This is a genomic window from Mycobacterium sp. MOTT36Y (genome assembly GCF_000262165.1).
Classification (GTDB): domain Bacteria; phylum Actinomycetota; class Actinomycetes; order Mycobacteriales; family Mycobacteriaceae; genus Mycobacterium; species Mycobacterium intracellulare.
Genome location: NC_017904.1, coordinates 1,623,134 through 1,635,761, shown reverse-complemented (window position 1 = coordinate 1,635,761; position 12,628 = coordinate 1,623,134). Strand labels below are relative to the sequence as shown.

11 protein-coding genes are annotated in these 12,628 nt (G+C 66.6%); 5 read left to right on the top strand and 6 right to left on the bottom strand.

The features are described from left to right. Positions 1–30: 30 nt before the first annotated feature. The 5 genes from pe (at position 31) to W7S_RS07750 (ending at position 7,612) form a co-directional block, all read left to right on the top strand. Positions 31–1,158, top strand: a complete 1,128-nt coding sequence (pe, locus tag W7S_RS07770; RefSeq protein WP_009953593.1) for an acyltransferase PE — start codon at positions 31–33, stop codon at positions 1,156–1,158. An 8-nt stretch (positions 1,159–1,166) separates the two neighbouring features. Continuing rightward, a complete protein-coding gene (locus tag W7S_RS07765; protein ID WP_009953592.1) occupies positions 1,167–2,933 on the top strand; it encodes an AMP-binding protein in 1,767 nt (588 codons plus the stop codon). A gap of 82 nt (positions 2,934–3,015) precedes the next feature. Continuing rightward, on the top strand, positions 3,016–4,074 hold the full coding sequence (locus tag W7S_RS07760) for a dihydrodipicolinate reductase (protein ID WP_009953591.1): 1,059 nt from the start codon (positions 3,016–3,018) through the stop codon (positions 4,072–4,074). 164 nt (positions 4,075–4,238) lie between these two features. After that, positions 4,239–4,703 (top strand): MmpS family transport accessory protein, encoded by a 465-nt coding sequence (locus W7S_RS07755; RefSeq protein ID WP_172417500.1) that lies wholly within the window; start codon positions 4,239–4,241, stop codon positions 4,701–4,703. After that, on the top strand, positions 4,700–7,612 hold the full coding sequence (locus tag W7S_RS07750; protein ID WP_009953589.1) for an RND family transporter: 2,913 nt from the start codon (positions 4,700–4,702) through the stop codon (positions 7,610–7,612). The genes W7S_RS07755 and W7S_RS07750 overlap by 4 nt, the downstream gene beginning before the upstream one ends. Before the next feature lie 51 nt (positions 7,613–7,663). Here W7S_RS07750 and W7S_RS07745 read toward each other — a convergent pair whose 3' ends face one another. The 6 genes from W7S_RS07745 to W7S_RS07720 form a co-directional block, all read right to left on the bottom strand. After that, positions 7,664–8,497: a DegV family protein gene (locus tag W7S_RS07745; protein WP_014711134.1), complete on the bottom strand. Its 834-nt coding sequence runs from the start codon at positions 8,495–8,497 to the stop codon at positions 7,664–7,666. Positions 8,498–8,502: 5 nt separating this feature from the next. Beyond that, on the bottom strand, positions 8,503–9,240 hold the full coding sequence (gene octT / locus W7S_RS07740; protein WP_008255242.1) for a diglucosylglycerate octanoyltransferase: 738 nt from the start codon (positions 9,238–9,240) through the stop codon (positions 8,503–8,505). Next, positions 9,230–9,904, bottom strand: a complete 675-nt coding sequence (gene gpgP / locus W7S_RS07735) for a glucosyl-3-phosphoglycerate phosphatase (RefSeq protein ID WP_008255240.1) — start codon at positions 9,902–9,904, stop codon at positions 9,230–9,232. Before gpgP ends, octT begins: the two co-directional genes overlap by 11 nt. After that, the gene (gene rsfS / locus W7S_RS07730) at positions 9,901–10,296 is read right to left on the bottom strand and encodes a ribosome silencing factor (protein WP_008255239.1); all 396 of its coding nucleotides are present in this window, start codon (positions 10,294–10,296) and stop codon (positions 9,901–9,903) included. The genes gpgP and rsfS overlap by 4 nt, the downstream gene beginning before the upstream one ends. Then, positions 10,293–10,925 (bottom strand): nicotinate-nucleotide adenylyltransferase, encoded by a 633-nt coding sequence (gene nadD / locus W7S_RS07725; protein ID WP_014382188.1) that lies wholly within the window; start codon positions 10,923–10,925, stop codon positions 10,293–10,295. The genes rsfS and nadD overlap by 4 nt, the downstream gene beginning before the upstream one ends. 253 nt (positions 10,926–11,178) lie before the next feature. Then, complete coding sequence (locus W7S_RS07720) at positions 11,179–12,627, bottom strand: VWA domain-containing protein (protein WP_009953585.1); 1,449 nt, start codon at positions 12,625–12,627, stop codon at positions 11,179–11,181. Position 12,628: the final 1 nt, after the last annotated feature.

The window sequence follows — 12,628 nt, the reverse complement described above, 5'->3', positions numbered from 1 at the left end:
CGAGGCGAATTCGAGCGGTCAGGAGTAGGGATGAAGAAACTACTCGCGGGAGTGACGGCGCTGGTAACCGTCGGTGCCACAGGGTGTTTCGGCGTCAATACCGCGACCGCCGACGAGTCGCCCATCGGCGGTCCGCCGACTCCGGGGGCCCCGGGCGACCAGACTGCGTTCGCGCTCGGCGGCGCTCACGTTCTGGGCATCCCCTACGACGAGTACATCCGTCAGGAGGGCGCCCAATGGTTCCCCGGTCAGAAGCGCGAAATCGTCCGTTACCCGGCGGGCCAGGTTCAGGGGCACGTGCTGGAGCGGCTCTTCCCGGGCATCGGCAAGCTCGATGAGCAGTTCCCGGGGCTGGGCGCGGACGGCCCCAGCGTCGGCGAGTCGGTGGACGTGGGAATCGACAACCTCGATGCGGCGATCCGCACCGGCCGCCCGGGTACGGCGATCGGCTTGTCGGAGGGCGCGTTCGTGGTCGACGGCGTGCAGGCTCGGCTGGCGAACGACCCGACCGCTCCCCCGCCCGACAAGCTCAACTTCGCCACGTTCGGCGATCCGATCGGGCGTCACGCCTTCGGTCAGAGTTTCCTGACCGCCATGTTCCCGGTCGGCAGCGTCGTCCCCGCGCTCGACTACACCATGCCGCCGCCGTATGAGAGCCAGTACGACACAAACAGGTTCGTGGCCGCGTACGACTCGATCGCGGACTTCCCCGACCGGCCGGACAACATGTTCGCGCTCGCCAACACGCTGCTCGGCCTCGCCACCGGTCACACGGCGGTGGCCTTCACGAACCCGAGCATGGTGCCGCCGCAGAACATCAGGACGACGATCAACTCCAGGGGCGCGAAAGACACGACGATCATGGTTCCGGAAAAGCACCTTCCGCTGGTCATGCCGCTGAAATACGTCGGGATTGACGAGGACACGCTGAACAAGCTCGACGCGATCCTGATTCCCCGCGTGAATGCGGGCTACTCGCGAAACGACGACCCGTCGACCGCCCCGGTTCAGGTGGACCCGGTGCACGGCTTCGACCCGGCGGAGGTCACCGCGCCGGCCAACCAGGCGACCTTCGGCGGCGACGCCGACCCGCTCTCGCAGATCCTCGCAGGTGCCACGTCCGTGTTCTCGCACGGCGCAAGCGAAGTTACCGACTGAGCGCGCCTATGTCTCAGTCGTCGATCCTCGCCATGCTGCACGGACGCGCCAGCCTGCGGCCCCACGACGTTGCCTACACGTTCACCGACTACCAGCACGACTGGGACGGTGTGCGCGAGACGCTCACGTGGTCGCAAGTCTCGCGCCGCACACTCAATGTGGCACGGGACCTCGGCCCGCACGGGTCGGTCGGCGACAGGGCGGTGATCCTGGCGCCCCAGGGCCTGGATTACATCGCGGCGTTCCTGGGGTCTATGCAGGCCGGGCTCATCGCCGTGCCGCTGCCGCTGCCGCATCGCGGTTCCAGTGATGCGCGGGTCAGCGCGGTCCTCGCCGACACGTCGCCGTCGGTGGTTCTCACGACGTCCGACGTCGCGGAGGATGTCGCCGAATACGTCGACCGGGCACGCATGGACGATGTCCCCAAGATCGTCGAAATCGATTCGATGAACCTCGATGTCGAGGGCGAAGCAAACGTTCCGACGGATGATTTGCCGACCGTCGCGTATTTGCAGTACAGCTCGGGTTCGACCCGAACGCCGACCGGGGTGATGATTTCGCATCGAAACCTCGAGGCCAATTTCGAACAGCTGATGCGCAGCTTCTTCGTGGACTTCGGAACCAAGTTTCCGACCGAGGCCACGATCGTGTCGTGGTTGCCCTTCTACCACGACATGGGTCTGGTGCTGGGCGTCTGCGCGCCCATCCTGAGCGGCCACCGCGCCGAGCTGACGAGTCCGGTCGCGTTCTTGGAGAGGCCGGCCAGGTGGATGCGAACGCTGGCCGAACATCCGCACACCTGGTCGTCGGCGCCCAACTTCGCCTTCGACCTGGCCGCCCGCAAGACCACCGACAAAGACCTGGCCGGCCTGGACCTCGGCGACGTGCTGGGCATCATCAGCGGCGCGGAGCGTGTCGAGGCGGCCACCCTGCACCGCTTCGTGGATCGGTTCGCGCACTTCAATTTCCGGGACCACATGATGCGTCCCTCATACGGCTTGGCCGAGGCGACCGTCTTCGTGGCGACCGGCACCTGGAGTGAATCCGCGCCGGCGGGCCACTTCGACGCCGAAGAGCTCGGGGCGGGCCGCGTTCGGCCGTGCGCACCCGGAAGGGGAACGGCGACCGCGAAAGCGACGGCGCTCGTCAAGTACCGGGTGCCGCAGTCGCCCATGCTCCGGATCGTCGACAGCGAGACGAGCCGCGAATGCCCGCCCGACGCGGTCGGCGAGATCTGGGTGCATGGCGAGAACGTCGCCGACGGATACTGGCGCAAAACGCCGGCCGAGCAGCGATGCTTCGGCGCCACGCTCGTCGACCCGTCACCGGGGACGCCCGACGGTCCCTGGCTGAGGACCGGCGACCTGGGTTTCATCCACTCCGGCGAGCTGTTCATTGTCGGCCGCATGAAGGACCTGCTGATCATCCGCGGGCGCAACCACTATCCCGAGGACATCGAGGCGACGGTCCAAGAGATCACGGGTGGTCGGGTCGCGGCGATCTCGGTGCCGGTGAACAGCACCGAGAAGCTGGTCACGGTCATCGAGCTGAAGAAGCGTGGCGATTCCAGCGGGGAGACCCACGACGTCAGGCACTGGCTCACCTCCATCAAAACCGACGTCACCTCGGCGATTTCCAATAACCACGGCGTGAATGTCGGGGACCTCGTCCTGGTACCGCCCGGGTCCATTCCGACCACGACAAGTGGCAAGATCCGGCGCGCCGCCTGCGTGGAGCAGTACAGCCAACACCAATTCGCCCGTTTGGACGCCTGAGCCCGCCCGGTGGACGCGCGCGCGCCGGCCGGTAGCGCGCTTCGCATAATGGTTCCACCCCCGCAGCGGCAAAGGAGCCACGATGAGCGCAACCAGCACTGACCGTCCCCTACGCGTCATCCAGTGGACGACCGGGAACATCGGGCGGCGCTCGCTGCACGCCATCATCGGGCGGCCCGACATGGAACTCGTCGGCGTGTACGCCCACGGCGAGGAGAAGGTCGGGGTCGACGCCGCCGAATTGGCGGGCTGGCCGGAGCCGACCGGGGTGCAGGCCACCAACGACATCGACGCGCTGATCGCCCTGGGCGCCGACGCGTGTTGCTACAACCCGTTGTGGCCCGACATCGACGAGCTGGTGCGGCTGCTGGAATCGGGGGTCAACGTGTGCACCAGCGCGGCCTGGATCACCGGCGGCAAGCAGACGCCGCAGGACCGCAAGCGAATCGAAGACGCCTGCCGACGCGGCAATTCGACGATCTTCGGCAGCGGCGCGCACCCGGGCATGACCAACATGGTCGGCATGGTGCTGTCCGCCTCGTGCGAGCGCGTCGACGAGATTCGCATCACCGAGTCGGTGGACTGCTCGACCTACGAATCGGCCGAAACCCAAACCGCCATGGGGTTCTCGCAAGACCCCGACACCCCGGGGCTGGCCGACAGTGTGCGCCGGGAGAGCGAGGTCTTCGCCGAGTCGGCCGCGATGATGGCCGACGAGATCGGCGCGAAGCTGGACAAGATGACCTTCGACGTCACGTTCACCGCGGCGACCGGCGACTCGGATCTGGGGTTCATGAAGATTCCCGCCGGAACCGTCGGCAGCGTCTACGGCTACCACCGCGGCTGGGTCGGCGATCGCAACGTCGTCAGCGTCGGGTTCAACTGGACCATGGGCAACCATGTCGTCCCGCCCAAACCACTCGAGCACGGGCACGTCATTCAGGTGTTCGGCCTGCCCAACATGCGCACGGTTCTGCACTGCCTGCCGCCCAAGGACTGGACGGAGCCCGGGTTCATGGGATTGGGAATGATCTACACCGCGATGCCGGTGACCAACGCCGTCCCGGCGGTGGTGGCGGCCAGGCCGGGCATCGTGACGCTGGCGGATTTGCCGCCGGTCACCGGCCGGCTCGCCCGATAGGGCCTATGCCGTTCGCCACAGCCGGCCGCCCCAGGAGGAACGCTTGCGTGCACTATGGTTAGGATGCCTAGCTGAGCAAATTTTCCGTTGACATCGATGTCGTCGGCGATGGTTGGTGAGCTTTGCGGCGAGGCCCGAAGCGGTGGGCGAAAGGCGGTCGGGTGATGGCTGATCCGAAATCAAGTCCTCGCCCCGGTGTCTTGACCCGCGTGCTGCAAAAGGCGTGGATCCCGCTGCTGCTGGTGGTCGTTTTGGCTTTGTCTGCACTCGTGGTGTCACGGCTGCACAAGCTCTTCGGCTCGGAAGATCTCAACGCGAACGCCGGCAAGGGGATCGAAATCGTGCAGTTCAACCCGAAGGTCGTCGTCTACGAGATTTCCGGCGCCCCGGGCACCACGGCAAACATCAACTATTGGGACGAGAACGCCAACACGCATCAGGTCGACAACGCGCCGCTGCCGTGGTCGACGACGATCTCGACCACGTTGCCCTCGGTGAGCGCCAACATCATGGCGCAAAGCAACGGCCCCACGATCAACTGCAAGATCACCGTGGACGGCGTCGTCCGCGACAACCAGAACTCCGACGGCCATAACGCCCAGACCTTCTGCCTGGTGAAGTCCGCATGAGCAATGTGAACAACGAGACCGATTCCGGCGCCAGAAGCGCCGAAGACGACGCAGCCACCGGCCCGATCAGCACTCGCGGCCTGTCGAAGGCCGAGCGCGGCCACCGCCCCTACCTCCCCCACGCGATCCGCATCTTTGCGATCCCGATCATCCTGGGCTGGTTAGTGATCACCGTCTTGGTGAACGTCCTGGTCCCCTCCCTGGAAGTGGTCGGCGAGGCGCATTCGGCGCCGATGACTCCCCTGGACGCGCCGTCGATGAAGGCGATGATGCGGCTGGGCAGTAACTTCCACGAATTCAACTCGAACAGCACCGTGATGATCGTCCTGGAGGGTCAGCAGCCGCTGGGCCCGGACGCGCACAAGTACTACGACAAGCTGATCCGAGACCTGCGCAAGGATCCCGCGCACATCCAGCACATCCAGGACTTCTGGGGCGACCGCCTGACCGCTGCGGGAGCGCAGAGCGCCGACGCCAAGGGCGCGTACGTGCAGGTGAACCTCGCCGGTAATCAGGGCACCACGCAGGCCAACGACTCCGTGGACGCCGTCCGCAAGGTGATCGATGAGAACAAGGCGCCACCCGGCGTGAAGGCCTATGTCACCGGCCCCGCGGCGCTATCCGACGACATGCACATCATCGGTAACGCCAGCCTGGCCAAGATCACGCTGTTCACTCTGGGCGCGATCGCGATCATGCTGCTGCTGGTCTACCGGTCGATCGTCACGACGCTGATCCAGCTTTTCATGACCTTCGTGGCGCTGGCGTGTGCGCGGGGCGTCGTCGCGGTTCTGGCCTATAACAACGCATTCGGGCTCACCACGTTCGCCGCCAACATCCTCACCATGCTGGCGATCGCCGCGGGAACTGACTACGGCATCTTCCTCGTCGGGCGATATCAAGAAGCGTTGGCCGCCGGTGAGGACCGAGAAACGGCTTACTACACCACATTCAAGGGCGTCGCCCCGGTCGTCCTGGGCTCCGGACTGACGATCGCGGGAGCGACCTACTGCCTGAGTTTTACCCGCCTGCCCTGGTTCAACACCATGGGCGCGCCGGTGGCGATCGGCATGCTGGTCGTGGTGCTCGCCGGGCTTTCCCTCGGCCCCGCGGTCGTCTTCGTCGGCAGTCGCTTCCACTTCTTCGAAAGGCAGGCGAAGCGAGGGCGACTGTGGCGCCGGGTGGGCACCGCGGTAGTGCGTTGGCCCGCACCGATTTTGGCCGTCAGCGCCGCCATCGTCCTGGTCGGCATGGTGGCACTGCCGGGCTTCAAGCCCAGCTACAACGACCGTCACTACCTGCCGTTGTCAGCCCCCGCCAATCAAGGGCAAGAAGCCGCGAATCGGCACTTCTCCGAGGCCCGGATGAACCCCGACTTGTTGATGGTCGAATCCAACCATGACATGCGAAACCCGGCCGACATGCTGGTATTGGACCGGGTGGCGAAAAACGAGATGCGCACGCTCGGCATCGCCATGGTTCAGGACATCACCAGGCCGCTGGGCATCCCGATTCAGCACAGCTCGATTCCGTTCCAGAACAGCGTCCAGAGCCAGACGACGATGCAGAACATGGGCTTTCTCAAGGAGCGCATGAACGACATCCTCAAAATGGCTGATGACTTGCAGACCCAAATCGACACCACGCAGCGCCAGTACGAGGTGTCGCTCGATTTGGCCAACGCCGCCGACGACAGCGCCAAGACCACGCAGGTGACGTCGCAGATCACCGACAGCCTGCGCGACCACATCGCCGATTTCGACGACACGTTCCGGCCGGTCCGCACGTACTTCTACTGGGAGAAGCACTGCTACGACATTCCCGTGTGCATCGGGCTGCGATCTTTGTTCGACACGTTCGACGGGTTCGACCAATTGGCCGAGCAGTTCCACTATTTGACGACCGACATCACGCACACCGCCAAAGCGTCACGCGACCTGACCGAGCTGTTTCCCACGCTGATCGCCACTTTGAAAACGACCAGAGGCATCACGCTGACGCTCTATCAGACGTTCAAGGCGATGATCGACCAGATGGAGGCGATGAGCAACACCGGGATCGTCATGGGTCAGAGCTTTGATCAGTCGAAGAACGACGACTTCTTCTACCTGCCACCAGAAGCCTTTGACAACCCCGACTTCCAGACGGGTCTGCGCATGTTCTTGTCGCCGGACGGTAAGTCGGCGCGATTCTTCATCACCCACCAGGACGATCCGATGACGCCGGAGGGAATCGAACGGGTGGCGGCCGAACGCACCGCCGCGCAGGAGGCGCTGAAGCAATCCTCGCTGGCCGACGCCAAGGTGTATCTCGGCGGAACCGCCGCGACGTTCAAGGACATGGCTGACGGTGAGAAGTACGACCTGATGATCGCCGTCATCGCGTCACTGACGCTGATCTTCATGATCATGCTGCTGCTGACCCGAAGCGTGGTGGCCGCGCTGGTCATCGTCGGCACCGCTGCCAGCTCGATCGCGGCGTCTTTCGGTCTGTCCGTGCTGATTTGGCAGGATTTGTTCGGCATCAATATCCACTGGATCGTGATGGCGCTGGCGGTCATCATCCTGTTGGCCGTGGGATCCGACTACAACCTGCTGCTGGTGTCCCGGTTCAGGGAAGAGATCCATCACGGCCTCAAGACCGGGATCATTCGGTCGATGGCCGGGACCGGTGGGGTGGTGACGGCCGCGGGTCTGGTGTTCGCGTTCACCATGGCGTCCATGCTGGGGAGCGATCTGCGCGTGCTCGGTCAGTTCGGGTCGACGGTCTGCATCGGTCTGCTGCTCGACACGCTGATCGTGCGCACACTGCTGATGCCGTCGATCGCTACCCTGCTCGGGCGGTGGTTCTGGTGGCCGCAGGTTGTTCACCCGCGCGGCGACAACGCGCGACGGCCGGTCAGCGCCTAGGCCGATGGTGGCGACCCGCAGCGCCCGGCTACGCCGCGCTTGCGATCGCCACTAAGCTTCGGCGAGCGCCACGCTCACCGCGACCGCGCCCGCGCCGACGTGCAGCGCCAGCACCGGTCCCAGCTCGGTGACGATCGCGGGCTCACACGCCGGTAGCCGCTTGCCCAGCGCCGTCGCCACCTCGGTGGCGCCGTCCGGGTTGTTGACGTGGTGCACCGCCAGGGCTGCGGTGCCGTCGCCGACGACCTGGCAGACCCGGTCGATCATCGCCTCCGTCGCGTGACTGATAGTCCGGACCCGTTGGGCCAGAACGAGTTTCCCGTCATCGATACGCAACAACGGTTTGAGCGCCAACGCGGTGCCCAGCCAGGCCTTGGCGCCCCCGATGCGGCCGCTGCGGCGCAGGTTGTCCAGCCGGTGCACCACGATGAAGGCGTGTCCGCGGGCCACGGCCTCGCGGGCAGCATCCGCGACGGTGTTCAGGTCACCGCCCGTGGCCGCCGCCCGGGCGGCGGCCAGGGCAACGAATCCGGTGCCCATCGCCGCCGATTTGGAGTCGATGACCCGCACGTTGGGATCCAGGTCGGCCGCGGTGCGCTCGGCGGCCCGGCAGGTTCCCGACAGCGCCGACGAAATGTGCACGGCCACCACACCATCGGCGCCGCTGTCGGCCAGCGCCTGTTGGTACGCGTCGGCGAGTTCGGCCGGGGTCGCCGCCGCGGTGGTCGCCGCCAGCTTGTGGATGTCACCCGGAATGTCGTCCACGCCGTCACGCAGGTCGGTGCCGTCGAGCAGGATGTGCAGGGGCACAACACGTATCCCCCACTTGTCGAGCAGGTCGGCCGGCAGACGGGCCGACGAGTCGGTCACCACCACGACAGTCACGAGCGCTACCCGCGGGGTTTCTCGTTCGAGATGCCGGCCTCGGCGAGCGCCTTGAGCATCAGCTCCGCGACCGCCTGGTGGGCCTCGAAATTCCAATGGATTCCGTCGGGGTTTCCCCGTCCGTTCATCACGTGTTCTGCGACAGCGGCTTTGAGATCGACCAGCGGTACATCGTGGCTTTGCGCCCACGCGGTGATGGCGGCCACGGTCCCCGCCCGACCGTGGTGGGCCCGGCCGTAGGTGTCGGCGATGTGCACCGACGGCAGCGAGGCCACGATCGGGATCCCGGGGCGGTTGAAATCGATTGCCCCACGAGTCTGTTCGAGATAGTCGGCGCTCAGGTGCGGCGGCAGGGCGGGCCTGGCCACCGGGGAGAGCCTGGGCTGCAGCCACCCGTAGCCGTCGCGCACCCACCGTCGCAGCCACGGCGGTCGCACGTAGCGGATCAGCTCACGCAGCGCGGTGGGCAGCACCGACGGCAGCGAATCCATGCCGCCGGTGGCGAAGATGACGGCTCCCGCGCGCGGTAGCGCCGCCCACGCCCGCGGGTCCTGGGTTGCCGCCCACCAGACGTCCCGACACGTCCAGCCGATGCGACCGATCAGTTCCACATCCCAATCCAATTGGGCGGCAACGATGTTCGGCCAGATGCGGGGATCGTCGGCTGGTAGGCCGCCGGTGGGGCCATAGTAGGCCAGCGAGTCGGCGAAGATCAGCAGTGTGGGACGTTGTTCAGAGGACATCGTTGGACACCTGTGCCGAGGCGTTCCATACGTCCAGACGCCAGCGGATGCTCTCGAATTCGTCGTCCTCGTCGCCGGAATGGCCGGAAAGCTGAACCCAGCTGGCGTTGCCCATGCCACCCAGAACCGGCCAGTTGCCGACGGGAAGCTTCAACAACGCGGCCGACAGCGCGGCGATCAGCCCGCCGTGGGCCACCAGCACCACCGGGCGGTCCGGCCCGTCGGGATCACCCCATTCCGGCTCGGCGGCGGCCAGTTCGGCGACCAACGGCACGCTGCGCGCCGCGACGTCCACCCGGCTTTCGCCGCCATGCGGGGCCCAGGTGGCGTCTTCGCGCCAGGCCAATCGGGCGCCGGGGGCCTGCGCGTCGACCTCGGTATGGGTCAATCCCTGCCAGTCACCCAGATGCGTCTCCCGCAGCCGCTGATCCACCCGGATCGCCAAGCCGGTCACCTCCCCCAGCCTGACCGCGGTGTCGTAGGCGCGATGCAGGTCCGACGACACGATCAGCAACGGCTGCACCTTGCCCAGCACCTCGGCGGCGGCGATGGCCTGCGCCCGTCCGAGTTCGCTGAGTTCGGAATCCAGCTGGCCCTGCATCCGGCTGCCGGCGTTGAACTCGGTTTGCCCGTGCCGCAACATGATCAGCCGACGAATCTTCATTGCGCGCTCGAGTCTTCGGAGTCCCCGCCGCGCTCGTCCAGGTCCACCGGCACCACCGGGCAGTCGCTCCACAACCGGTCCAGGGCATAGAAGTCGCGGTCGTCCTGGTGCTGAATGTGGACGACGATGTCGCGATAGTCCAGCAGCGTCCAGCGGCCTTCGCGGGTGCCCTCGCGCCGCGCGGGTTTGTAGCCCGCCTTGCGCATTTTCTCCTCGACCTCGTCGACGATGGCGTTGACCTGTCGCTCGTTGGACGCCGAGGCGATCACGAAGCAGTCGGTGATGGCGAGCTGGGCGGAGACGTCGATGACGACGACGTCGTCGGCGAGCTTCGCGGCGGCGGCGCCGGCGGCCACCGTCGCCATGTCGATGGCTTCCCGCGTGGCGCTCACCTGGGCTCCTCGCCGCCCGGCTTGCTGTAGAGCCGCCGCTTGGAGACGTACTGCACGACGCCGTCGGGCATCAGGTACCACAGCGGACGGTGCTCCTCGGCGCGGCGGCGGCAGTCGGTCGACGAAATCGCCAGCGCCGGAATCTCGACGAGCGTCAACGCGTCATCGGCGAGCTCGCCCAGGACGCCGGTGATGTGGTCGTGGCTCAACTCGTAGCCGGGGCGGCTGACGCCGACGAAGCGGGCCAGGTCGAACAGTTCCTCCCAGCCTTGCCAGGACAGGATGGATTCCAGCGCGTCGGCGCCGGTGATGAAGAACAGCTGGGAATCCGGGTTCAGCGCGCGCAGGTCGCGCAGCGTGTCCTTGGTATAGGTGGGGCCGGCGCGGTCGATGTCGACCCGGCTCACCGAGAACCGGGGATTGGACGCCGTGGCGATCACCGTCATCAGATAGCGGTCCTCGGCGGCGGAGACGTCGCGGTCCTTCTGCCAGGGCTGGCCGCTGGGCACGAACACGACTTGGTCGAGGTCGAACAGGTCGGCGACCTCACTGGCGGCAACCAGGTGGCCGTAATGGATGGGGTCGAACGTCCCACCCATCACTCCTAACCTGCGAAGCTGCTTTTGCACGATGTGCCAGCTTACTTGAGGCGGTGATCAGGGCCTGTCCGAGCTGTCGTCACATGCGCCCCATCAGTCCCCGCTCGGGGTCGCATGCCTTGTGCCCACCTCCGAGCGACAACACCGGAGGCGGGCCGGCTTGTCGCTCGGAGGTGGGCGCAAGCAGTGTCGTCTCGGACGGAGACTGCCGTGACTGGTGTGACAAGAGGTGCGGCCAGGACCTCCCACGGGCAGCCGTGGCCTCACACGGGCAGCAGCGACCTCACACGGGCAGCAGCTGGTCGATCACCGCGGCCAACTGCTTGGCGGACCGGCATTCGTGCATGGCGATGACCTCTTGATAGCGCGGCACCGCCGAGTCGCCGCTTCCCCACAGATGCTTGGGCTCGGGGTTCAGCCAGTGTGCGTGCCGGCTGGCGGTCACCATGTGCGACAGCAGCTCGGTTTCCGGGTTGCGGTAGTTGGTGCGGCCATCCCCCAGCACCAACAGCGAGGTGCGCGGGGAGAGCACGTTCGGGAACGCCTGCACGAAAGACGCAAACGCGTTGCCGTAGTCGGAATGGCCGTCGCGGCTGTAGACGCCCGACTCGCGGGTGATCCGCTGGATGGCCACGGCCAGGTCGGCCTCGGGCCCGAACATGTGGGTCACTTCGTCGGTGGTGTCGATGAACGCGAACACGCGAACGCGCGAGAACTGTTGGCGCAGAGCGTGTACCAGAAGCAGGGTGAAGTGACTGAAGCCGGCGACCGAGCCGGAGACGTCGCACAGCACCACCAGTTCGGGCCGGGCGGGGCGCGGCTTGGCCAGCACCACGTCGATCGGCACCCCGCCCGTGGACATCGACTTGCGCAGCGTCTTGCGGAGATCGATCGACCCGGCGCGGCTGCGCCGCCGGCGCGCGGCCAGCCGGGTCGCCAGGGTCCGCGCCAACGGCGCGACCACCCGGCGCATCTGGCGCAGCTGCTCGCCGGAGGCGCGCAGGAATTCGACGTTCTCGGAAAGCTGGGGTATGCCGTACATCTGGACGTGATCGCGGCCCAGTTGCTCCGCGGTCCGCCGCTTGGTCTCAGCGTCGACCATCTTGCGCAGCTGGGTGATCCGCTGCGCCGCAAGGGCTTTGGCGATCTCCTCCTGTGTGGGTGTGGGTTCGTCGCCGTAGGAGGCGAGCAGCCCGGCCAGCAGCTTGCCCTCGAGTTCGTCCAGGGCCATCGCCTTGAGCGCCTGGTAGGACGAGAAGGACGGGCCCCGGCTGGAACTGTATTTCCCGTAGGCCTCTACGATGCGGGCGATCATCGCCACCAGGCGCTCGTCCATGTCGGCCAGATCGGGGTTGTCGGCCAGCAGATCCAGCAGCATCTGGCGCATCGCCTCGACGTCGTCGGGTGGCAACGCGTTGTCGTCTGGGGTGTCGTCGGCCTCGTCCTCGGCGACCACCGCGCGCGCGCCCAGCGCCGCCGGGAACCACAGGTCGAACATGGCGTCATACGTTTCGCGATGATCCGACCGGCGCAACACCGCGCACGCGATCCCCTCGCGCAGCACCTCGCGGTTGCCCAGACCGAGGGTGGCCATCACCCGGCCGGCGTCCACCGTCTCCGACGGGCCGACCGAAATCCCCGCTGCCCGAAGCGCTTCCACGAAGCCGACCAGGTGCCCGGGCAGCCCGTGCGGGGCGAGCGGCCGGGAGGGGCGTATGCGGCGGGCGGCCATG

Excerpts from the sequence above, each read along its gene's own strand:
- pe (WP_009953593.1), top strand. The coding sequence starts at position 31 with ATGAAGAAACTACTCGCGGGAGTGACGGCGCTGGTAACCGTCGGTGCC.
- W7S_RS07765 (WP_009953592.1), top strand. The coding sequence starts at position 1,167 with ATGTCTCAGTCGTCGATCCTCGCCATGCTGCACGGACGCGCCAGCCTG.
- W7S_RS07760 (WP_009953591.1), top strand. The coding sequence starts at position 3,016 with ATGAGCGCAACCAGCACTGACCGTCCCCTACGCGTCATCCAGTGGACG.
- W7S_RS07755 (WP_172417500.1), top strand. The coding sequence starts at position 4,239 with ATGGCTGATCCGAAATCAAGTCCTCGCCCCGGTGTCTTGACCCGCGTG.
- W7S_RS07750 (WP_009953589.1), top strand. The coding sequence starts at position 4,700 with ATGAGCAATGTGAACAACGAGACCGATTCCGGCGCCAGAAGCGCCGAA.
- octT (WP_008255242.1), bottom strand. The coding sequence starts at position 9,240 with ATGTCCTCTGAACAACGTCCCACACTGCTGATCTTCGCCGACTCGCTG.
- gpgP (WP_008255240.1), bottom strand. The coding sequence starts at position 9,904 with ATGAAGATTCGTCGGCTGATCATGTTGCGGCACGGGCAAACCGAGTTC.
- W7S_RS07720 (WP_009953585.1), bottom strand. The coding sequence starts at position 12,627 with ATGGCCGCCCGCCGCATACGCCCCTCCCGGCCGCTCGCCCCGCACGGG.